This is a genomic window from Isoptericola sp. 178 (assembly GCF_030586525.1).
Classification (GTDB): Bacteria; Actinomycetota; Actinomycetes; order Actinomycetales; family Cellulomonadaceae; genus Isoptericola; species Isoptericola sediminis.
Genome location: NZ_JAUQYN010000001.1, coordinates 109039 through 131398 on the forward strand (window position 1 = coordinate 109039; position 22360 = coordinate 131398).

At 73.1% G+C, this 22360-nt stretch carries 18 protein-coding genes and 1 tRNA gene; 6 read left to right on the forward strand and 13 right to left on the reverse strand.

The annotated features are described in order from the left end of the window. Positions 1-213: 213 nt before the first annotated feature. The 10 genes from Q6349_RS00430 to Q6349_RS00475 all read right to left on the reverse strand — a co-directional run bounded on the left by Q6349_RS00430 (position 214) and on the right by Q6349_RS00475 (position 10724). A complete protein-coding gene (locus Q6349_RS00430) occupies positions 214-690 on the reverse strand; it encodes a hypothetical protein (RefSeq protein ID WP_304602418.1) in 477 nt (158 codons plus the stop codon). Beyond that, complete coding sequence (locus Q6349_RS00435; RefSeq protein WP_304602419.1) at positions 687-1871, reverse strand: glycosyltransferase family 4 protein; 1185 nt, start codon at positions 1869-1871, stop codon at positions 687-689. The genes Q6349_RS00430 and Q6349_RS00435 overlap by 4 nt, the downstream gene beginning before the upstream one ends. After that, positions 1868-2527 (reverse strand): L-threonylcarbamoyladenylate synthase, encoded by a 660-nt coding sequence (locus Q6349_RS00440; RefSeq protein ID WP_304603068.1) that lies wholly within the window; start codon positions 2525-2527, stop codon positions 1868-1870. Before Q6349_RS00440 ends, Q6349_RS00435 begins: the two co-directional genes overlap by 4 nt. Before the next feature lie 5 nt (positions 2528-2532). Then, positions 2533-3480, reverse strand: a complete 948-nt coding sequence (gene prmC / locus Q6349_RS00445; protein ID WP_304602420.1) for a peptide chain release factor N(5)-glutamine methyltransferase — start codon at positions 3478-3480, stop codon at positions 2533-2535. Continuing rightward, the gene (prfA, locus tag Q6349_RS00450; protein WP_304602421.1) at positions 3473-4564 is read right to left on the reverse strand and encodes a peptide chain release factor 1; all 1092 of its coding nucleotides are present in this window, start codon (positions 4562-4564) and stop codon (positions 3473-3475) included. Before prfA ends, prmC begins: the two co-directional genes overlap by 8 nt. A 230-nt stretch (positions 4565-4794) precedes the next feature. After that, complete coding sequence (gene rpmE / locus Q6349_RS00455) at positions 4795-5007, reverse strand: 50S ribosomal protein L31 (protein WP_171245490.1); 213 nt, start codon at positions 5005-5007, stop codon at positions 4795-4797. 119 nt (positions 5008-5126) lie between these two features. Further along, positions 5127-7007: a transcription termination factor Rho gene (gene rho, locus Q6349_RS00460; protein WP_370375600.1), complete on the reverse strand. Its 1881-nt coding sequence runs from the start codon at positions 7005-7007 to the stop codon at positions 5127-5129. Between the two features lie 276 nt (positions 7008-7283). Beyond that, positions 7284-8243, reverse strand: coding sequence for a homoserine kinase (gene thrB / locus Q6349_RS00465; RefSeq protein WP_304602423.1), 960 nt, complete (start codon positions 8241-8243; stop codon positions 7284-7286). A gap of 1 nt (position 8244) precedes the next feature. Then, on the reverse strand, positions 8245-9351 hold the full coding sequence (thrC, locus tag Q6349_RS00470; protein WP_304602424.1) for a threonine synthase: 1107 nt from the start codon (positions 9349-9351) through the stop codon (positions 8245-8247). Positions 9352-9353: 2 nt separating this feature from the next. After that, positions 9354-10724: a homoserine dehydrogenase gene (locus tag Q6349_RS00475; protein ID WP_304603069.1), complete on the reverse strand. Its 1371-nt coding sequence runs from the start codon at positions 10722-10724 to the stop codon at positions 9354-9356. A gap of 260 nt (positions 10725-10984) precedes the next feature. On the opposite strand from Q6349_RS00475, the gene Q6349_RS00480 reads away from it, so the two are divergent. Further along, a complete protein-coding gene (locus Q6349_RS00480; protein ID WP_304602425.1) occupies positions 10985-13675 on the forward strand; it encodes a S8 family serine peptidase in 2691 nt (896 codons plus the stop codon). A 170-nt stretch (positions 13676-13845) separates the two neighbouring features. On the opposite strand, the gene lysA is transcribed toward Q6349_RS00480, so the two are convergent. Continuing rightward, positions 13846-15249 carry a diaminopimelate decarboxylase gene (gene lysA / locus Q6349_RS00485; RefSeq protein WP_370375588.1) on the reverse strand — a complete coding sequence of 468 codons (1404 nt, stop codon included), beginning with the start codon at positions 15247-15249 and terminating at the stop codon, positions 13846-13848. Next, positions 15246-16898: an arginine--tRNA ligase gene (argS, locus tag Q6349_RS00490; protein WP_304602426.1), complete on the reverse strand. Its 1653-nt coding sequence runs from the start codon at positions 16896-16898 to the stop codon at positions 15246-15248. Before argS ends, lysA begins: the two co-directional genes overlap by 4 nt. A gap of 123 nt (positions 16899-17021) precedes the next feature. Here argS and Q6349_RS00495 point away from each other — a divergent pair. Continuing rightward, positions 17022-17097: transfer RNA gene (locus Q6349_RS00495), tRNA-Arg, on the forward strand. A 68-nt stretch (positions 17098-17165) separates the two neighbouring features. Here Q6349_RS00495 and Q6349_RS00500 read toward each other — a convergent pair. Beyond that, positions 17166-17612: a MarR family winged helix-turn-helix transcriptional regulator gene (locus Q6349_RS00500; protein ID WP_304602427.1), complete on the reverse strand. Its 447-nt coding sequence runs from the start codon at positions 17610-17612 to the stop codon at positions 17166-17168. A 161-nt stretch (positions 17613-17773) separates the two neighbouring features. Here Q6349_RS00500 and Q6349_RS00505 point away from each other — a divergent pair, with 161 nt between their 5' ends. The 4 genes from Q6349_RS00505 (at position 17774) to prpB (ending at position 22323) form a co-directional block, all read left to right on the forward strand. Further along, a complete protein-coding gene (locus Q6349_RS00505; protein WP_304602428.1) occupies positions 17774-18961 on the forward strand; it encodes an MFS transporter in 1188 nt (395 codons plus the stop codon). Between the two features lie 167 nt (positions 18962-19128). Further along, a complete protein-coding gene (locus Q6349_RS00510) occupies positions 19129-19683 on the forward strand; it encodes a hypothetical protein (RefSeq protein ID WP_304602429.1) in 555 nt (184 codons plus the stop codon). Positions 19684-19894: 211 nt separating this feature from the next. Then, on the forward strand, positions 19895-21412 hold the full coding sequence (locus tag Q6349_RS00515; protein ID WP_304602430.1) for an MmgE/PrpD family protein: 1518 nt from the start codon (positions 19895-19897) through the stop codon (positions 21410-21412). Further along, positions 21412-22323 carry a methylisocitrate lyase gene (gene prpB, locus Q6349_RS00520; protein ID WP_304602431.1) on the forward strand — a complete coding sequence of 304 codons (912 nt, stop codon included), beginning with the start codon at positions 21412-21414 and terminating at the stop codon, positions 22321-22323. Before Q6349_RS00515 ends, prpB begins: the two co-directional genes overlap by 1 nt. The last annotated feature ends 37 nt before the right edge of the window (positions 22324-22360 follow it).

Here is a 22360-nt window from a genome sequence, read left to right on the forward strand (position 1 = left end):
TGACGTGAACAGGAGGACTCCCGGGTGGTCGAAGGTCTTTCGGCACTCCACGCTGAAGCGGGCACGCCATCGGACCTGGCCGTCATGGATTCGCGGACAGCCTACTAGATGAACTCGGATGGTCCGACACCGAAGGGCCACTTCGGCAGCGGAATCGTGCGGCTTGTGAACAATGGCACGTGCAGCCGTCCCACCTGGGGGCTTCGTCGCAGGTCAGGGCTGCACGTAGGGCATCCGCGCCCCGCGCACGGCCTGGTAGTCGAGCAGCGCCGACCCGACCGCTCCGAGTGCCAGCACGACGAACAGCACGTAGGGGTCGTAGAAGTCCGCTCCGCGCAGCAGCACCAGCACGACGACGAGCACCACGATCTTCGCCAGCCAGGCGCCCATGACACCGGCCGCCATGGCGGTCGGCGACGCGCCGACGGTGCGCTGCATCGACCAGATCGTGGTGGCACAGAAGAACGCTGCCAGCCCCGCACCGACGAGGGCGCCCCAGACGCCCGCCGTCCCGGCCACGAACCAGCCGACGAGGCCGCCCCCGACCACCAGCCCCCCGACCAGCAGCAGCGTCGACCGCATGGCGCGACGCAGCATCGCGCGCTCGGAGGACTGGACCTCCTCGTGCGTGCGCCCCTCGACGCCCTCGGGCTCCTCGGGGCGGTCCGGGGTGGCGTTCTGCTCGGTCATGGTCGGTCTCCTTCTCCGGAGGGCGTCGGGGTGGACGACGCCGCCACCGGGTTCGCCCCCGAGGCCACGTCGTCGTCGAGGAAGCGCCCGCGCGTGCGCAGCGGGCCGAGCGTGAGCACCAGGGCCACGACGACCGCCACGACGAGCCAGGCGAGCACCACCTGCCAGCGCCACGCCACCAGTGCCGCCGTGCCGAAGGCGAAGACCGCCGTCCAGACGTACAGGATGAGCACGGCGCGGCGGTGCGAGTGCCCCAGGGCGAGCATGCGGTGGTGCAGGTGCATCCGGTCGGGGGCCATCGGCGACTTGCCGGCGGCCAGCCGGCGGACGACCGCCATCGTCATGTCGAGCAGCGGCAGGAGCGTCACGGCCAGCGGCAGCAGCAGCGGGATGAAGATCGTGGCCCGCTGCGCGCCCGACAGGGCGTCGGTGACGGTCGGGTCGAAGCTGCTGGTGATCGAGATCGCCGCACCGGCGAAGACCAGCCCCAGGATCATCGACCCCGAGTCGCCCATGAAGATGTGCGACGGGTAGAAGTTGTGCGGCAGGAACCCGAGGCACACGCCGACCAGCACCGCGGTCATCATCGTCGCGAAGCTCGAGTAGTCGGCCGGGCTCGCCTGCTGGGTGAGGAAGTACGTGTAGAGGAAGAACGCCGACCCGCCGATCGCGACGATGCCGGCGGCGAGGCCGTCGAGCCCGTCCACGAAGTTCACGGCGTTCATCGCGACCACGATGACGAGGATCGTGACGAACAGCGACAGCCGGGCCGACGGGATCGTCAGGCCACCGGGCATCGGCAGCGCGGTCAGCTGGACCTGGTTCACGACGAGGAACCCCGCGGCGAGGATCTGCCCCGCGAGCTTCGTCATCCAGTCCAGGTCCCAGATGTCGTCGGCCCACCCGAGCAGGCAGACGATCACCGCTCCGCCGACGACGCCGAACACCTGGGGTTCGGCGAAGACCCCCGCGAGGAACGGCATGCGGGAGGCCAGCAGCACGGCGACGACGATCCCGAGCAGCATCGCCAGACCGCCCAGCCGTGGTGTCGGCTGGACGTGCACGTCGCGGGCCCGGACCGCGGAGATGGCGTTGGTCCGCCGGGCGACCCAGCGGGCACCGGGTGTCGCCAGGTACGTCACCGCCGCGGCGATGAGCATGACCAGCAGATATGCCCTCACCCGGGGTTCCCCTCGCAGGTCTCGTCGAGGCCCAGCACGGGCGCGATCTCGCGCAGCGCCGCGAGCGTCACCGCGCCCTGGCGCACCACGCGCAGCTCCGGGCCGGTCGCGTCGACGATCGTCGAGGCGACACCGCCCGGGGCGGTGCCCCCGTCGAGGTAGCAGCCCACCGCGTCACCGAGCTGGTCGACGGCCTCGGCGGCCTCGGTGGCCGCGGGCCCCCCGGTGCGGTTGGCGCTGGAGACGGCCAACGGCCCCGTGCGGCGCAGCAGCGCGAGCGCCGCCGGGTGGTCGGGCATCCGCAGCGCGACCGTGCCGTGGGTCTCGCCCAGGTCCCACTGCAGGGACGGCTGGGACCGCAGGATGATGGTGAAGCCCCCCGGCCAGAACGCCTCGACCAGCGCACGTGCCGAGGCGGGCACGTCGACGGCGAGCCCGTCCAGCGTGCGGGTGTCCGGCACGAGGACGGGCGGGGGCATCTGCCGCCCCCGTCCCTTCGCCGCGAGCAGCGCGGCGACGGCGTCCGCGTCGAACGCGTCCGCACCGATCCCGTAGACCGTGTCGGTCGGGAGGACGACGAGTCCGCCCCGGGAGATCGTGTTGACGGCCTCGTCGATCGCGGGGCCCCAGGAGTTCTCGTCGGTGACATCGTGCACGGTGCTCACTCGCCCCAGTCTGTCACGGTTCGTCGTCCGGACGGTGCGTCGACCGGCTGCCGGGCGACCACCATGCGGGGTCGGCCGGTGAGGTCCTCGGCGGTGCGCACGTCGACCAGACCGGCCGCCGCGGCCAGCTCCCGCGCACCGGCGGCCTGCACCTCGGCGTGCTCCATGACGAACAGCCCGCCCGGCCGCAGCAGCCGGGCCGCCGCCCTGGCGACGCCCCGGGGCACCTCCAGCCCGTCGGCGCCGAGGCCGTACAGGGCCACCCCGGGATCGTGGCCTGCGACCTCCGGGTCCCGGGGCACGGCCGTCGGCGGCACGTACGGCGGGTTGGACACCACGACGTCGACCGTGCCGTCCCACGCGGTGAGAGCCGTGCGGGCGTCCCCCCGGACCGGCCGGACGTCGGCACCGGCGGCACCGGCCACCGCCGCGACGTTGCGCTCGGTCCACCGGTACGCCTCGCGGTCCAGCTCCACCGCGTGGACGACGGCGCCCGGCACCTCCGTGGCCACCGCCAGCGCGATGGCCCCGGACCCGGTGCACAGGTCGACGACGACGACGCTCCCCCGGTCGGCGACGACGGCCGTGGCCTCGTCGACCGCGACCTGGGCGACCTGCTCGGTCTCCGGGCGCGGCACGAACACCCCGGGCCCGACGGCCAGCTCGAGGTGCCGGAACGGCGCCGTGCCCGTCAGGTGCTGCAGGGGCTCCCGGCGTGCCCGGCGCTCGACGAGCCCCGCGAACCGCTCCCCCGGGCCGGGGCCGGCCGGGGCGCCGCCGTCGGGCAGCGGGGCGTCGAGCACGGAGAGCCGCCGGACCTCGCCCCGCGGCACGTCCAGGACGTGGGCCAGGAGCAGCTCGGCGTCGGTGCGCGGCGACGGGACGCCGGCGGCGGCCAGCCGTCGCGACGCCTCGTGCAGCAGGGCGCCGACCGTGTCAGGCATCGCCGGCGGCCGCGAGCCGGGCGGCCTCGTCGGCGTCGACGGCCGACCGGATGAGGGCGTCCAGGTCCCCGGCCAGCACGTGGTCGAGGTTGTAGGCCTTGAAGCCCGTACGGTGGTCCGCGATGCGGTTCTCCGGGAAGTTGTACGTCCGGATCCGTTCGCTGCGGTCGACGGTGCGCACCTGCGACCGGCGCAGGTCCGCGGCCTCGGCGGCGGCGGCCTCCTGCCGGGCGGCCAGCAGCCGCGCCCGGAGCACGCGCATCGCCTGCTCCTTGTTCTGCAGCTGCGACTTCTCGTTCTGCATCGACACGACGATGCCGGTGGGCTCGTGCGTGATGCGCACGGCGGAGTCGGTCGTGTTCACCGACTGCCCGCCGGGCCCGGAGGACCGGTAGACGTCGATGCGCAGGTCGTTCGGGTCGATCTCGACCTCGCCGGGGTCGTCGACCTCGGGCAGCACCAGCACCCCGGCGGCCGACGTGTGGATCCGTCCCTGGGACTCGGTGACCGGCACCCGCTGGACGCGGTGCACCCCGCCCTCGTACTTGAGGTTCGCCCAGACACCGTCCGCGGGGTCGTCCGGGGTGCCGCGGGACTTCACCGCGAGCTGGACGTCCTTGAACCCGCCGAGCTCGGTCTCGGTGGACTCCAGCACCTGCGTCGCCCACCCCCGGCGTTCCGCGTAGCGCAGGTACATGCGCAGCAGGTCACCGGCGAACAGCGCGGACTCGTCGCCGCCCTCGCCGGCCTTGATCTCCAGGATCACGTCGCGGCCGTCGTCGGGGTCGCGCGGCACGAGGACGCGGCGCAGGTGCTCGGCGGCCTCGGCCTCGGCCTCCTGCAGCGCGGGGACCTCCGCGGCGAACGACTCGTCCTCGTCGGCGAGCTCGGCCGCCGCGGCGGCGTCGTCCCGGGCGGTGCGCCAGGACCGGTAGGCGCCGACGACCCGGTTGAGCTCGGCGTACCGCCGTCCCAGGGTGCGGGCACGACCGGGGTCGGCGTGGACGGCCGGATCGGCGAGCTCGCGCTCGATCTCGGCATGCTCCGCCAGCAGCGGCTCGGCCACCGCGAAGTCCTCGGTCACGTCGTCTCCGTCCGGTCGTTCCTCGGCGCAGCGCCGCGGCGCCGCCGGGTCGCGTGTCGGGGGGCGACCCGCGGATCAGCCTAGAACCTGCCGGCCGGGGCGGGTTTCGGAGCCGATCCACCGGGCGGTGCACCCTGCGGCACCGCCCGGACATGCGACAGCGCCGGTGGTCCCGCGGCCGACTGCCCCTGGAGAGGTTGTCGGGCGGACCACCGGCGCTGCCGGAGGTGCTACTTGTCCTTCTTGCCGTAGCGCGCCTGGAACCGGGCCACGCGGCCACCGGTGTCGAGGATCTTCTGCTTGCCCGTGTAGAACGGGTGGCAGGCGCTGCAGACGTCGGCGTTGATCTTGCCGGAGGTCTCCGTGCTGCGGGTCACGAAGGTGTTGCCGCAGGTGCAGGTGACCTCGGTGAGGACGTACTCGGGGTGGATACCGCTCTTCATGATGCTCCTTGGTGTGATGCCTCCGGGTCGCCTCGCAGGACCGCGAGCCGTGAACCGGCAGGCCGACGAACCATTGTGCCAGAACACCTGTCCTGGCGGGGATGTTCCCGGGTGTGACCTCAGACGGTCTCGCCGGGACGGTCGTCCGTGAGGCCGGACGGCGTGGTCTTCTGGACCTGGAGCAGGAACTCGACGTTGCTCTTGGTGTCCTTGAGCTTGCCGAGCAGCAGCTCGATGGCCTGCTGCTGGTCCAGTGCGCCCATGACGCGACGCAGCTTGTAGACGATGCCGAGCTCCTCCTTGGACATGAGGATCTCCTCGCGGCGGGTGCCGGACGCGTTGACGTCCACCGCCGGGAAGATCCGCCGGTCCGCGAGGTTGCGCGACAGCCGCAGCTCCATGTTGCCGGTGCCCTTGAACTCCTCGAAGATCACCTCGTCCATCTTCGAGCCCGTCTCGACCAGCGCCGAGCCCAGGATGGTCAGCGAACCGCCCTCCTCGATGTTGCGCGCGGCACCGAAGAACTTCTTCGGCGGGTAGAGCGCCGCGGCGTCCACACCGCCGGAGAGGATCCGGCCCGAGGCCGGGGCCGCCAGGTTGTAGGCGCGCGACAGGCGGGTGATGGAGTCGAGCAGCACCACGACGTCCTGGCCGAGCTCGACCAGGCGCTTGGCACGCTCGATCGCGAGCTCGGCGACGATCGTGTGGTCCGAGGCGGGGCGGTCGAACGTCGAGGCGATGACCTCGCCCTTGACGGTCCGCTCCATGTCGGTGACCTCTTCGGGCCGCTCGTCCACGAGCACCACCATCAGGTGGACCTCGGGGTTGTTGGCCGTGATGGCGTTGGCGATCTGCTGCATGATGATCGTCTTGCCGGCCTTGGGGGGCGAGACGATCAGACCACGCTGGCCCTTGCCGACCGGGGCGACGATGTCGATCACCCGCGGGGTCAGGCGGGTCGCCTCGGGGTTCTCCAGGCGCAGGCGCTCCTGCGGGTACAGCGGGGTCAGCTTCGTGAACTCGGGACGCTGACGCGCCTCCTCCGGCGTCATCCCGTTGACGGTGTCGAGACGCACCAGCGCGGAGAACTTGTTGCGCGCGTTCTTGCCGCCCCCGCCGCCGCCGCTGGGCGGCTCCTCGCCGTCACGGGGCTGCCGGATGGCGCCCACGACGGCGTCGCCGCGGCGCAGCCCCGACTTGCGGACCTGGTTCATCGAGACGTAGACGTCCTTCGGCCCGGGCAGGTAGCCGCTGGTCCGCACGAACGCGTAGTTGTCGCGGATGTCGAGGATGCCCGCGACGGGGAGCAGCACGTCGTCCTCGCGGACCTCCGGCTCCTCCAGGGGCATGTCCGGCCCGTTGCCACCGCGGCCCCCGCGGTTGCGGCGCCGGTCGCGACCGCGGTCGCGGCCGCGACGACGGCGCGAGCCGGACTTCTCCTGCTGGTCGCCCTGCTGGCGGCCCTGGCCGCCGCCCTGGCCGCCCTGCTGACGACCCTGGTCGCCGCGGTCTGCGGACCGGTCGTCCTGACGGTCCTGACCGCCGCGGCCGCGGCCGCCCTCGCCGTCGCCCTTCGGGCCGGAGCCCGACTCCTGGCGGTCCGGCCGGGACTGGCGCTCCTTCGGCGCGGCGACGGCGTCGGCGAGCTCGGCGAGCCGCGCCTCACGGTCGTTCGTCGGGCCGGCGCCCTCCTGCGGGCCGCCGTCGACCCGCTGCTCCTGCCCGGTGGCGGCGCCGGAGCTGCGCACCGCGCGGCGGCGGCGCGGGGCGTCCTCCGCGGGCGCCTCGCTGCGGACCGAGGGAGCCGCGGTCGACGCGGCCGCGACGGGCTCGGCGGAGACGGGCTTGCCCGCTCCGGCCCCGCGACCGGCGTCGTCCTGGCGGTTGCCGCCGGAGGAGCGACGGGAGCGGATGGCGTCGGCCAGGTCGCTCTTGCGCATCCGGCTGGTTCCCTTGACGCCCAGCTGGGACGCCATCGCCTGGAGCTCGGCAAGCTTCATCGAGCTCAGGTTGTCGGTGGTGTTCGTCACGAAGGACCCTTCCCCCTCGTATGCGGTCCTGCGGGGCGTCCGCTCGGACCGGGGTGGCGGGCGACCGGGTGCAGGGGGCACCCGGACGCGAAACCTCGCATCAGTGGTACGACGACGTCGGCTGACGGGGTTGCTGACGGCCTCCGGCGCAGGACCCGACGAGCGGGCTGCGGTGGGGCAACGGACGGACGCATCGTGCAAACCATCATCACGTGACGATGCCGACGTGGGTCAGGAACGACAACCTCATGCTCGTCCTGCCACCGTCCCGAAGGCTTGGTCCATGCTACCACTCCTGCACACCGCTCCCGTGACGTCGATGCCGGGCCGCCAGGCACGCCAGCCCGCCATCCCGTCGACGAGGTCGGCGAGCAGACGGTCGAGACCGGCCGTCTGCCGCTCGGCCGCCAGCACCAGCACCGTCGGCCCCGCGCCGGAGACGGTCGCGGCGAACCCCTCGGCGCGCAGCGCACGCACGAGCTCCGCGGTCCCCGCCATCACCTCGGCCCGGTAGTCCTGGTGGATCCGGTCCTCCGTGGCGTCCAGCAGCAGCTCGGGACGGCGCGCCAGCGCCTCGACCAGGAGCGCCGCGCGGCCGGCCGTGAAGGCGGCGTCGGCGTGCGGCACCTGGGCGGGCAGGACGCCCCGCGCCCGGCTCGTCGAGAGCCGGGTGTCGGGCACCAGGACCGTGGCGGTGACCCGGGGGTCCACCTCGAGGTCGACGGCCCGCGGTCCCTGCGGTCCGGACCAGGCCACGGTGGCTCCGCCGCGCAGCGCCGGCGCGGCGTTGTCCGGGTGTCCCTCGAACTCCGTCGCGATGCCGAGCATGGCCGTCACGTCCAGGGCCTGCGGGTCCGCGAGCAGACCGCGCGCCGCGACGATCCCCGAGACCACGGCCGCGGCGGACGACCCCAGACCGCGGCCGTGCGGGATGCGGTTCGTGCACCGCATGCGCAGCCCGGTCAGCGGAGCGCCGGCGAGCTCGAGCGTGTGCCGCAGGGCCCGCACCACCAGGTGCTCCTCGCCGTCGGGCACCTGGCCAGCGCCCTCCCCGACGACCTCCACGCTGATCTCGTCGCTGGCGAGCAGGTCCACCTCGATCTCGTCGTGCAGGCCCAGCGCCAGGCCGAGGGCGTCGAACCCCGGACCGAGGTTGGCGCTGGTGGCCGGCACCCTCACGACCACGCGATCCGCACCGAGCTGCATCTCAGCCCAGCCCGAGGGCGTCGGCGACCGCCACGACGTCGGCCCCCACCCGGGTCGGGGTCACGTCGCCGCCGTCGGGCGTGCGCAGGGCCCACTGCGGGTCCTTCAGCCCGTGCCCGGTGACGGTGACCACCACCCGCGCACCGGCCGGCACCAGGCCGCGCTCGGCGCGGGAGAGCAGCCCGGCGACGCCCGCGGCCGAGGCCGGTTCGACGAAGACGCCCACGTCGGCGGACAGCACCCGGTGCGCGGCGAGGATCTCGGCGTCGGAGACCGCCTCGATGAACCCCCCGGAGTCGTCCCGGGCCGCCTCGGCCTGCGCCCAGGAGGCGGGGTTCCCGATGCGGATCGCGGTGGCGATCGTCTCGGGGTCGACGGGGTGGCCCGCGACGATGGGTGCGGCGCCGGCCGCCTGGAAACCCCACATCGCGGGGGTGCGCGTCGCCACCGCGACCGGCGCGGCACCCGGGCCGTCCTCGCTCGTCGGGATACCGGCGTACTCGCGGTACCCCTTCCAGTAGGCCGTGATGTTCCCGGCGTTGCCGACCGGCAGCGCGTGGATGTCGGGAGCGTCGCCCAGGGCGTCGACCACCTCGAAGGCCGCGGTCTTCTGCCCCTCGATGCGGTCCGGGTTGACCGAGTTGACGAGCTCGACCGGGTAGGCCTCGGCCAGCTTGCGCGCCACCACGAGGCAGTCGTCGAAGTTGCCGTCGATCTGCAGCAGCTGGGCACCGTGCGCGACCGCCTGGCTCAGCTTGCCCATCGCGATCTTGCCCTCCGGCACCAGCACGGCGCAGACCATGCCGGCGCGGGTGGCGTACGCGGCGGCCGACGCCGAGGTGTTCCCGGTGGAGGCGCACACGACGGCCTGCGCGCCGCGTGCGGCAGCCGTGGAGATCGCCGTCGTCATCCCCCGGTCCTTGAACGAGGCGGTCGGGTTCATGCCCTCGACCTTGACGAACACCTCCGCGCCGGTGCGCTGAGAGAGCGCGGGCGCCTCGACGAGGGGGGTGCCGCCCTCGCCGAGGGTCACGATCTTCTCGGCGACGTGGGCCGGCAACCGGTCGGCGTACTCGGTGATGACACCCCGCCACTGATGGGCCGGCATGCTCAGACTCCCTCGACTCGCAGGACGGACGTGATCTGACGGACGGGCTCCAGGTCGCGCAGGGCGGACACCGTCGCGGCGAGCGACGCCTCCCGGGCGGCGTGGGTGGTGATGACGAGGCGGGCCACGGGCTCGCCCTCGTCCCGCACCGCACCCGGCGCGGGCTCCGAGGCGGGCTCGGCCTCGAACGGTGCGGTGAGGGCCTCGCTCTGGCGCACGGTGTCGATGGACACGCCGTGGTCCGCCAGCACGCCGGCGACCTGGGCGAGCACACCGGTGCGGTCCGCCACCTCGAGCCGCACCTGGTAGCGCGTGATCGCCGCGTCGGCCGCCAGGACCGGCAGCGAGGCGTACGCCGACTCGTGCGGGCCCTTGCCGCCGATCAGCCGGTCGCGGGCTGCCGAGACGACGTCGCCCAGCACCGCCGAGGCCGTGGGACGCCCACCGGCGCCCTGGCCGTAGAACATCAGCGGACCGGCACCCTCCGCCTCCACGAAGACGGCGTTGAACGCCCCGCGCACGGCGGCCAGCGGGTGGTCGGTCGGCACCAGCGCCGGGTGGACCCGCGCTGCGACGCCCTCGTCGGTGCGCTCGGCGATGGCGAGCAGCTTGAGCACGTACCCCGTGCGGCGGGCCCACTCGACGTCGTCCCGGGTGATGTGGCGGATGCCCTCGCGGGCCACCTGGTGGATCGACACGCGGGTGTGGAACGCGAGCGAGGCGAGGATGGCCGCCTTGGCCGCGGCGTCGTAGCCGTCGACGTCGGCCGTGGGGTCGGCCTCGGCGTACCCGAGCTCCTGGGCGCGCTTGACGACGTCCTCGAGGTCGAGCCCCTGCGTGGTCATCTCGTCCAGCACGTAGTTCGTGGTGCCGTTGACGATGCCGAGCACCCGCTGGACCTGGTCCCCGGCCAGCGACTCTCGCACGGGTCGGACGATCGGGATGGCACCCGCGACGGCGGCCTCGAAGGAGAGGTCGGCGCGGGCGGTGTCCGCCGCCTCGAACAGCACCGGCCCCTGCTCGGCGAGCAGCTGCTTGTTGGCGGTGACGACGCTGGCGCCCCGCTCGAGAGCCCGCAGGATCAGGGTGCGGGCCGGCTCGATGCCGCCCATCAGCTCGACCACGACGTCGGCCGCGTCGACGAGCGCCTCGGCGTCCTCGGTCAGCAGCGCCGCCGGGACGCCCTCGCGCTCCCGCGAGGCGTCCCGCACGGCGATGCCCACCACTTCGAGCGGCGCACCGGCCCGGGCCGCCAGCTCGGCGGAGTTCTCCAGCAGGCCGTGGGCGACCTCGGTGCCGACCACGCCGCACCCGAGCAGAGCGACGCGCAGGGGGCGTCGCTCACGGCGGTCAGGGTCCGACGGCGCCGTCACGGCGGGCCGGTGGTCTGCAGCGGGCACGGGGCCACCTTCACTTCGAACGTGCGGGATCGAGGCTCAGGATAGCCGCGCACGGATCCCGGCCGGACACGCCGTCCGCATCGTGACGCCGATCGTTGGAACGGCGGTCCCGGACATCACGATCCGGTCACAGTGTGATGCCATGCACACTTGCCCGATACACCTGTGTCACACATCACGCTTAGTGTGTGCGCCACATCAACCCAATCTGGGAGGACACTGTGCGCATCACCATGCGACGACGCCCGGTCGTGGGCGCGCTCGCCGCGTTCGGCCTCGCTGCCACCACCGTGGCGCTGCCGAGCATCGCGACCGCAAACGACCCCGACGGCCCGGAAGCCCTGGCCCCGGTGCACACCGCCCCGGCCGGCGACGAGGACACGCTGGTCAACGAGACGCCCGGCGCCTGGTTCGTCGAGCTGGAGAGCCCGCCGACCGCCCAGGGCAGCTCGCGCGCCCAGGTGGGCCGCGAGCACTCCGCGTTCAAGGACGCGGCCGGCGCGGCCGGCGTCGACTACACCGAGCGCGAGGAGTTCACGAGCCTGTTCAACGGGTTCTCCATCGACATGGACAGCTCGCAGCTCGGCCGCCTCCAGGCGACCAAGGGCGTCAAGGCCATCTACCCGATGGTCCAGCTCTCCGTGCCGGAGCCGCAGACCGCGGCGATCCCCGACATGGCGACGGCTCTCGCGATGACCGGCAGCGACGTGGCGCAGAACGAGCTGGGCCTCACCGGCGCCGGCGTCAAGGTCGCCGTGATGGACACCGGCATCGACTACGCCCACCCCGACTTCGGCGGCGGCGAGTTCCCGACCGAGCGCGTGGCCTACGGGTACGACTTCGTCGGTGACGCCTACGACGCCGGGTCCCCCGACGCCGACGCGCGTGTCCCCCAGCCCGACGGCGACCCGATGGACTGCCAGGGTCACGGCACCCACGTGGCCGGCATCGTCGGTGCCGACGGCGACGTCGTCGGCGTGGCCCCCGAGGTCACCTTCGGCGCCTACCGGGTGTTCGGCTGCGAAGGCTCCACCGAGGCCGACATCATGATCTCCGCCATGGAGATGGCCCTCGAGGACGACATGGACATCCTCAACATGTCCATCGGCTCGGCCTTCACCTGGCCCAGCTACCCGACGGCGAGCGCCTCGAACGCCATGGTGGACGCGGGCATGATCGTCGCCGCCTCCATCGGCAACTCCGGCCGCTCCGGCGTCTACTCGGCCGGCGCCCCGGGCGTCGGCGAGAAGGTCATCGGCGTCGCGTCGGTCGACAACACCAACACCGACGCCGCCAAGGCGGTCGCGAACCCCTCGGGCGAGCCGGTGGCCTACACGGTGCTCTCCACCGTGGCCGCTCCGACGGCCGGTGAGACCACCGACGCGATGGTCCACGTCGGTCGCGGCTGCGTCGACACCCTCGGCGACACCCTGCTCGCCGACCCCACGGGCATGACCGCCCTGGTCGACCGCGGCAGCTGCACGTTCGAGGAGAAGTACGCCTCCGCGGTGGCCGCCGGTGCGACCGCCGTCGTCATCGCGAACAACATTCCCGGCCTGTTCAACGGCGGCGGGGTCACCGACCAGGGTGTCCCCGGCGTCGGCATCAGCCTCGCCGACGGCGACATGCTCAAGGCGCAGATGGACGCGGGCGAGACCGTCACGCTCACCTGGACCGACGAGACGGTCTCGGTCGTCAGCCCCACGGGTGGCGAGAAGAGCGACTTCAGCTCCTACGGCCTGGCTCCGGACCTGTCCCTCAAGCCGGACCTGGCCGCGCCGGGTGGCAACATCCGCTCGACGTACCCGCTGGCCAAGGGCGGCTACGCCACGCTGTCGGGCACCTCGATGGCCGCTCCGCACGTCGCCGGCGCCGCCGCGCTGCTGCTCGAGGCGGACCCGGAGATCGCCGCCACCGAGATGCGGGACCTGCTGCAGAACACGGCCGAGCCGATCCTGTACGCCGGTGCCTACGTCGAGACCGTGCACGGCCAGGGTGCCGGCCTGATCGACGTCCCGGCCGCCTACGCCGCGACGACCTCGGTCACCCCGGCGAAGATCTCGCTCGGTGAGTCCGTCGTCGACCGGGTCGACGGCGAGCCGGTCTTCGAGCCGGTCACCACGACGCTGACCGTCGCGAACGACTCCGACGCCGAGGTGACCTACACCATGGGCCACACCACGGCGCTGGCGACCTACGGCGACACCTTCGCCCCGACGCTCTCGACCATCGCCGGCACGGCGGAGTTCTCGGACACCGAGGTCACCGTGCCTGCCGGGGAGTCGGCCGAGGTCGACGTCACGATCACCTCGCCGGGCTTCGACGGCTACCAGGTGCTCTACGGCGGGTTCATCGAGATCACCGGTGACGACGGCTCGGAGACCTCGGTCCCCTACGCCGGCTTCGACGGCGACTACCAGGACATCGAGGCGATCACCCCGATCGACCTCGGCGACGGCGAGATGGTCGACGTCCCGTGGATCTCGCGGATCTCGGAGTGCGCCGAGTTCGTCGAGTTCGACTGCATCGACCCGATGGGCTCGTACAGCGAGGCCGGCGGCGAGACCTTCTCCCTCGAGTGGGTCGACGGTCTGCCGGACTACCCGTACGTGCTGGCCCACTTCGACCACCAGGTCGAGGACTTCACGCTGACGGTCATCGACTCGAAGGACCGCGTCAAGGGCTCCTTCACGGTCGCCGCGGACCTGGGGCCGCTCGGTCGCAACGAGTCGTCCACCGGTGTCCAGGCGTTCGTCTGGGACGGCACCGTGACGAAGGCCAGGGGCAACACCACCGTCACCAAGGATCTGAAGGACGGCGAGTACAGCCTGAAGATCGACGCCCTCAAGGCGAACGGTGACCGGTCGAACCCCGACCACTGGGAGACCTGGACGTCCCCCGAGTTCACCATCGACCGTCCCTGACGGTCCGCACGACGAACGGCCCCGTCCCCTGCTGCAGGGGGGCGGGGCCGTTCCGCGTCGGTGGGAGCTCGTCCGGAGGCTGTCCTGACTCGGCGCGCTTCGTCCTGACTCGCCGAAAGGCGGCCTGACTCGCGGCGGAGTGTCCTGAGTCGCGGGAGGGGGTGACCGGGTCAGCCGAGGTCGAGCGCCAGCAGGTCCTCGACCGTCTCGCGCCGTACGAGGACCCGCGAGGCGCCGTCCGCCACGGCGACGACCGGGGGGCGGGTCAGCGCGTTGTAGTTGGACGCCATCGACCGGCCGTAGGCACCCGTCGCCGCCACCGCCAGCAGGTCGCCGGCGCGGACGTCGGCGGGCAGCAGGACCTCGTGCACCACGATGTCGCCGCTCTCGCAGTGCTTTCCCACCACCCGGGACAGGACCTTCGCGGCGTCGGAGACGCGCCCGACGAGCTCCGCGTGGTAGTCCGCGCCGTACAGGGCCGGGCGGATGTTGTCGCTCATCCCGCCGTCGACGGACACGTAGAGCCGCGAGAAGGTCTCGTCGTCCGCGCCGCTGCCGGAGACCGTCACCGGTTTGACCGTCCCGACGGTGTAGAGCGTCAGCCCCGCGGGTCCGACGACGGCCCGCCCGGGCTCGATGGAGAACCGCGGCAGCGGCGTGCCGAGCTCGGTGCACACGGCGGCGACCGCCGCGGCCACGTCCTGCGCCACCGGTGCGGGTTCCAGCGCCTCGTCGGCGGGCAGGTAGGCGATGCCGTACCCGCCGCCCAGGTCGACCTCCTCGACGAGCACACCCGTGCGACCAGCCAGGTCGGCGCGCAGCTGCAGCACGACCCGCGCCGCGGCCTCGAAGCCCGAGGGGTCGAGGATCTGGGACCCGATGTGCGAGTGGATGCCGAGCAGCTCGAGCTCGGGCCGCGCCACGATCGCCTCGAGGGCCGCGAGCGCCGGGGAGGTCTCGTCGTCGTCGCCCGCCGTGACCGACAGGCCGAACTTCTGGTCCTCGTGGGCGGTGGAGATGTACTCGTGCCCACCGGCGTGCACGCCGGTGGTGACGCGGAGCATCACGGGTGCGACCACGCCCCGGGCGGCGGCCAGGTCGGCGACCCGGTCGATCTCCACCCGGGAGTCGACGATGATGCGGCCGACCCCGGCCTCCAGGGCGGCGAGGATCTCGTCGTCCGACTTGTTGTTGCCGTGCAGCCCGATCGCCGCCCCGGGCACACCGGCCCGCAGCGCCACGGCGAGCTCGCCGCCCGAGGCCGTGTCGACACGCAGCCCCTCCTGGGTGGCCCAGCGCGCGACGGCGACGGTCAGCAGCGCCTTGCCGGCGTAGTAGACGTCGATGCCGGCACCGATGCGCTCGAACGCCGCCTCGAAGGCCTCGCGGTAGGCGCGGGCCCGGGCGCGGAAGTCGGCCTCGTCGAGGACGTAGGCCGGGGTGCCGTGCTCGGCGGCCAGGGCGCGGACACCGACGCCGCCCACCTCCAGCTCGCCGTCGGCACGGCGGCGGGCGGTCGAGGGCCACGGCGCACCGGCCGCGTCCGGGCCGCCGGTGGGCAGCGCCCCCGTCACATCCGCTCCGGCGCGCTGACGCCCAGCAGGTCGAGGCCGTTGGCCAGGACCTGACGCACGGCGTCGTTGAGCCACAGCCGGGTCCGGTGCACGTCCTCGACGGCCTCGTCGGGGTAGGGCAGGACGCGGCACTCGGCGTACCACTTGTGGTAGTCCGCGGCGAGGCCCTCGAGGTACCGGGCGATGCGGTGCGGTTCGCGCAGCTCGGCCGCCTGGGCGACGATCCGCGGGAACTCGGTGAGGCGGCCGATGAGGACGGCCTCGGTCGGGTGGTCCAGCAGCGACGGGTCGAAGCCGTCCTCGCGGCGCACGGCGCGGTCGGCCGCGTTGCGGTCCACGGCGCAGGTGCGCGAGTGGGCGTACTGGACGTAGAAGACCGGGTTGTCGTTGGACTGCTTGAGCATCTCCTCGCCGGCCAGCTCGAGCGGGGTGTCCGCCGGGTACCGCGACAGCGAGTACCGCACGGCGTCGGCCCCGATCCACTCGACGAGGTCGCGCAGCTCGATGATGTTGCCCGCCCGCTTGGACAGCTTGGCGCCCTGGACGGACACGAGCTGGCCGATGAGGATCTCGATGTTCTCCGCGGGGTCGTCCCCGGCGGCGGCCGAGATCGCCTTGAGCCGGTGGATGTACCCGTGGTGGTCGGCGCCCAGCAGGTAGATCTTGCCGGGGAAGCCCCGGTCCTTCTTGGACAGGTAGTACGCGGCGTCGGCGGCGAAGTAGGTGGGCTCGCCGTTGGCCCGGATCAGCACGCGGTCCTTGTCGTCCGTGAAGTCGGTCGTGCGCAGCCAGACCGCCCCGCCGTCGTCGTACACGTGACCCTGCTCGCGCAGCCGCTCGACGGCCTGCGTGACGGCGCCCGACTCGTGCAGGCTCCGCTCGGAGAACCACACGTCGATGTGCACGCCGAAGGAGCCCAGCACGTCGCGGATCTCGGCGAGCTGGAGCCGGTACGCCTCCTCGCGGGCCAGCGCCACCGCCTCGTCGTCGGGCAGGTCGACGATCCCCGGCTGGGCGGCCAGCACCTGACGGCCGAGCTCGGCGACGTACTCGCCGCGGTAACCGCCCTCGGGCACCTCGGTGCCGCGGATCTGGGCCAGGACGGACTCGCCGAACCGGTCCATCTGGGCACCGGCGTCGTTGATGTAGTACTCCGCCGTGACGTCGGCACCGGCGGCGCGCAGGATGCGCACGAGCGCGTCGCCCAGCGCGGCCCAGCGGGTGTGCCCGATGTGCAGCGGACCGGTCGGGTTGGCGGAGATGTACTCGAGGTCGATGACCCGGCCGCTCAGCGCGTCGGACCGGCCGTACGCGGCGCCCGACTCGACGATCGTGCGCGCGAGCTCACCGGCCGCGCCCGCCTCGAGCGTGATGTTGAGGAACCCGGGTCCGGCCACGTCGACGGCCTTGATCCCCGGGGTCGAGCCCAGGCGCCCGGCGAGGTCCTCGGCGAGCGCCCGCGGCGTCGTGCCGGCCTTCTTGGCGAGCTGGAGCGCCACGTTGGTCGCCCAGTCCCCGTGCTCCCGCTGCTTGGGTCGCTCGACGTGGACGGTCGACGGCAGGGCGTCGGCGTCGAGGGCGAGGGTGCCGTCGGCCACGGCCGCGGCGAGGGCAGCGCTGAGTGCTTCGGAGAGCTCGTCGGGTGTCACCGGGCGATTCTATCGGCCTCGCGCGGCGGGGCCCGGCACGGTTTTCCGACCTGGCGACTCGCGGTGGTAGTCTCGTGCACCGTGCCGGGCGGTCGTCGCCCACGACGGTGATGCCCGGTACCCGCGCCTGTAGCTCAGTGGATAGAGCGTCTGCCTCCGGAGCAGAAGGTCGGGGGTTCGAGTCCCTCCAGGCGCACCAGTTCACGAGGCCCGGACCTCGGCCCCACGGCGGGTCGACGTCCGGGCCTTCGTCGTCCCGCGGAACCGTCAGACCCGCACGTCGGCGTACAGCGCGTCGACCAGCGAGGACAGCTCCGGGACGTCCCTCGCCTCGGCCAGCGACTCCTCGAGCACCCGGTCGTGGGTGGGCCGCGCCCGTGCGAGCAGGTGCTGCCCGGCCGGCGTGAGCTCGGTGTAGATGCCGCGCCGGTCCTCCGCGCAGAGGATGCGGGTGAGCAGGCCTCGGTCCTCGAGACGGTTGACCAGACGCGTGGTGGCGCTGCTCGACAGGGCGGCGGCGCGGGCGAGCTGCTGCATGCGCATGTGCCAGCCGTCCTGACGGCTCAGCGCGTCGAGCACCGTGTACTCGACCACGGACAGCTCGTGCTCGCGCTGCAGCGACCGCTCCAGGCCGGCCTCGATCAGCCCGTGCAGCGCGGCCAGCGTCCGCCAACCCCGGGCGCGGATCTCGACGGCGTCGTCGGCGATACCCATGTGCTCACCTCCTGAGTCTCCGCGGCCAGCATAGCCCCCTTGCGCCGACAGAGCGCGCGTGCAACTATTTTTATCCGGCGCATGCAACTACTGCACACGCCGTGTATCGCGGCACGCACACATCTGGTCCGCGAGCCCACCCCTCCTCCGGAAGGATTCCCATGCCTCTCGCGCTGCTCGCGCTCGCCGTCGGCGGGTTCGGGATCGGCCTGGCCGAGTTCGTCATCATGGGCCTGCTGCCCGAGGTCGCCGCCGACTTCGCGGTGACCGAGACCCAGGCCGGCTACCTGATCTCCGGCTACGCGCTCGCCGTCGCGATCGGTGCCGTCGTCCTCACGGTCGCGATGAACCGTGTCGACCGGAAGCGAGCCCTGATCGTGCTGATGGTGCTGTTCATCGCCGGCCACCTGGTCTCCGCCCTCGCCCCCACCTACGCCGTCATGATGACGGGCCGGGTCGTCGCCGCGCTCTGCCACGGTGCGTTCTTCGGCATCGGCGCCGTCGTCGCCGCGAACCTTGTCCCCGAGGGGCGCAAGGCGGCCGCCATCTCGCTCATGTTCGCGGGGCTCACCACCGCCAACGTCCTCGGCGTCCCGCTGGGGACCCTGCTCGGCCAGGCGGCGGGCTGGCGCGCGACGTTCTGGGCCATCACGGCCATCGGTGTCGTCGCCCTGGTCAGCATCGCCGTCCTCGTCCCCCCGATCGCGGCGGACCGGGGCGGTGCCGGCGTGCTGAGCGAGCTGCGCATCTTCCGCTCCGGGCAGGTGTGGGCCTCGATGGCCCTCACGATCCTCGGCTACGGCGGCATGTTCGGCGCCTTCACCTACATCGCCTTCACCCTCACCGGGGTCTCGGGCTTCGCGCCGGGAGCCGTGCCCTGGCTGCTCGTCCTGTTCGGCGTCGGGCTGTTCGTGGGCAACATCCTCGGCGGGCGCGCCGCCGACAGAGCGCTCGGCGGAACCCTCCTGACGCTGCTGGTCAGCCTGGTCGTCATCCTGACGGCCTTCTCCCTCGTGGCGGAGAGCAAGGCCGCCACGGTCGTCGCGCTGGTGCTGATGGGCGGGTTCGGCTTCGCCACCGTCCCGGCCCTGCAGATGCGGATCATGACCCACGCGGGCGACGCCCCGACCCTTGCCTCCGGCGCGAACATCGCGGCCTTCAACGTCGGCAACGCCCTCGGTGCCTGGATCGGCGGAGTCACCATCGCCGCGGGGCTGGGGTACACCTCGCCCCTGTGGGCAGGGGCACTCGTCACCCTGGCGGGCCTCGCGGTGCTCCTCGTCGCCGGCCGCGCACCCGGCGGCGAGCTCCGTCGTCGGACGGCGGAGCGGACCGTCGACGCGCGGTAGGTCCCCGGCCCGCCCGGCTCCCCGTGCCCGCCGGCCAGGTGTCCGTCGACGACGTCCCGGAGCGCTCGCGGCCCCGGGACGTCGTCGTTCTTGACCAGCGCAGACGCACTCCCCTACCTTCGGGCCACCCTCGCCGTGACCGACGGCGGCAGACCGGAGGACGAACCATGCGCACCGCGGACCGACCCACGGCGCTCGGCGTCCTGCTCGGAGCGGCCGCCGCGGTCACAGGCGTGGCGGTGTACGTCACGGCGATCGGGTACCTCGACCTGCGGGCCTCGAGCATTGGCACCGGAGCCCTCCTCGGCTGGGACAGCGCAGTGGTCGCGATCGTGCCGCCGCGAGCGCCGGTGTGGGAGGGGCTCGCCATCGCCGCCGTGACGACCCTGGCCTTCTGGCCGTTCTGGTGGCGCCACCGCACCGCGTCGTCCCGGTGGCACCAGCTGCCCGTGTGGACTGCTCTCGTGACGCTCCTCGCCCTGACGGCCTGGGCCGCGGCGACCACCGAGTTCCCGTACAGCCCCATCGCGGCGTTGTCCGGCGGCCCCTCCGCCGTGACCGGCGGGGTGGCCGACCCGCTCGCCGTGGCCTGGCTGCGCCAGGGCGCGTTGAGCCCGGTGACACCGGTCTTCGTCGGCGTCCTCGCGGTGCTCTCGCTCGCCCGTCCGGGGGCCCGCCGCGCCACGGAGGTCGCGATCGAGGACGAGCCGGCGAGCCGCTGACGCGGTCGCCGGGTCCGCACCCGCGCGGGGGTGGTGCCGACCGCCGTCGCTGTCGTCGGCCCGCCCTGCGGCGCGTCGTCGGGCACCGCCACGACGGCCGCGCTACCCGATACCCACGTGGACGCGGGGGCCGGTCCGCGTTAGGTTCACCTCCGTGGCAGGCGTCGACGCCGACGTCGTGCCCCCGACGTCCCCGCGATCCGGAGGATCCATGCTCGACCACACCGTCCGCACGTACCGCGCCGACGAGCCGCTCGCCCGCACCGACCAGCTCGCCTGGAAGATCGCCGACGTGGCGGCGGAGCAGCTCGAGCCGACACCCGAGGTCACCGACATGGTGATCAACCGGATCATCGACAACGCCGCGGTCGCCACCGCGTCGCTCGGTCGCGCGCCGATCCTCGCCGCACGCTCCCAGGCGGAGGCGCACCCGGTCTCGCGCGGCGGGTCGGGCGCCACGATCTTCGCCTCCGAGCACCGCACCAGCCCCGAGTGGGCCGCCTGGGCCAACGGAGTTGCCGTGCGCGAGCTGGACTACCACGACACGTTCCTCGCGGCGGACTACTCCCACCCGGGCGACAACATCCCGCCGGTCCTCGCCGTCGCCCAGCACCTGGGCCGCACCGGCGCGGAGCTGCTGCGCGGCATCGTCACGGGGTACGAGATCCAGGTGAACCTCGTCAAGGGCATCTGCCTGCACGAGCACAAGATCGACCACGTCGCGCACCTCGGTCCGAGCGCCGCGGCCGGCATCGGCACGCTGCTGGGCCTGCCGAACGAGACGATCTACCAGGCCATCGGCCAGGCCCTGCACACCACGACGGCCACGCGGCAGTCGCGCAAGGGCGAGATCTCCACCTGGAAGGCGCACGCCCCGGCCTTCGCCGGCAAGATGGCGATCGAGGCCGTGGACCGGGCCATGCGCGGCCAGACCTCGCCCAGCCCGATCTACGAGGGCACCGACGGGTTCATTGCGTGGATGCTCTCCGGCCCGGAGGCCCGGTACACGGTGCCGCTGCCCACCCGGGGCGAGGACCGCACCGCGATCCTGGACACCTACACCAAGGAGCACTCGGCCGAGTACCAGGCGCAGGCGTGGATCGACCTCGCGCGCCGGCTCGGCACCGAGCGGCCCGAGCTGCGCGAGCCCAAGGCGGTGCGCTCGATCGTGCTGCACACCTCGCACCACACCCACTACGTCATCGGCTCCGGCTCCGGGGACCCCCAGAAGTACGACCCCACCGCCAGCCGGGAGACGCTGGACCACTCCATCCCGTACATCTTCACCGTCGCGCTGCAGGACGGCGCCTGGGACCACGCGGCCAGCTACGCCCCCGAGCGGGCCGCCCGCCCGGACACCGTCGAGCTGTGGCGCAAGGTGACCACCGCCGAGGACCCGGAGTGGACGCGCCGCTACCACTCCTCCGACCCCGACGAGAAGTCGTTCGGCGGCCGCGTGGAGATCGAGCTGTCCGACGGCGACACGATCGTCGAGGAGATCGCCGTCGCCGACGCGCACCCCTACGGCGCCCGGCCGTTCGGCCGCGAGCAGTACGTCGCCAAGTTCCGGTCCCTCGCCGACGGCGTCCTCGCCCCCGAGGAGATCGACCGGTTCCTCGACGTCGCGCAGCGACTGCCGGAGCTGGGCGCCGACGAGCTGTCCGGGCTCACCGTCACGCCGCTCACCGACCCGGCGGCCGGCGCCGACCTCCCGGGCGGGATCTTCTGATGCTGTACTCGACGCTCACCCCCGCCGCCAAGCGCGCCGCGCTGCGCGAGCGCCTGCGCTCGGACGAGCTGCTGCAGCTCCCCGGGGCGTTCAACCCGCTGTCGGCGCGTCTCGTCGAGCGGCACGGGTTCGACGGCGTGTACGTCTCCGGCGCGGTCGTCTCGGCCGACCTCGGACTGCCCGACGTCGGGCTGACCACGCTGAGCGAGGTCGCCGGCCGCGCCGGGCAGATCGCCCGGATGACCGACCTGCCGACGCTCGTCGACGCCGACACCGGGTTCGGGGAGGCGATGAACGTCGCCCGCACGGTCCAGGCGATGGAGGACGCCGGCGTCGCCGGGCTGCACATCGAGGACCAGGTCAACCCCAAGCGCTGCGGACACCTCGACGGCAAGCAGGTCGTCGACGAGGCCACCGCCCTGCAGCGCATCCGGGCCGCCGTCACCGCTCGCCGCGACGAGAACCTGCTCGTGATGGCCCGCACCGACATCCGTGCCGGTGCCGGCCTGGAGGCTGCCGTCGAGCGGGCGCAGGCGCTCGTCGACGCCGGTGCGGACGCCGTCTTCCCCGAGGCCATGCGCGACCTCGACGAGTTCGCCGCGATGGCCGACGCGCTCGACGTCCCGGTGCTGGCGAACATGACCGAGTTCGGCAAGTCCGACCTGTTCACCGCGACCCAGCTCCGCGACGCCGGGGTCTCGATGGTCATCTACCCCGTCTCGCTGCTGCGCCTGGCCATGGGTGCCGCCGACCGCGGCCTGGCGGCGCTGCGGGACGAGGGGTCGCTCGACTCCCAGGTGCCGCACATGCAGACCCGCGCCGAGCTGTACGACCTGCTGGACTACCCGGCGTACAACACCTTCGACGCCGGGGTGTACGACTTCTCCCTCGAGGGTCACCGACACCTCTGACCGTCGAGCCCGACACCCACGTCGTCGCGCACGCCGC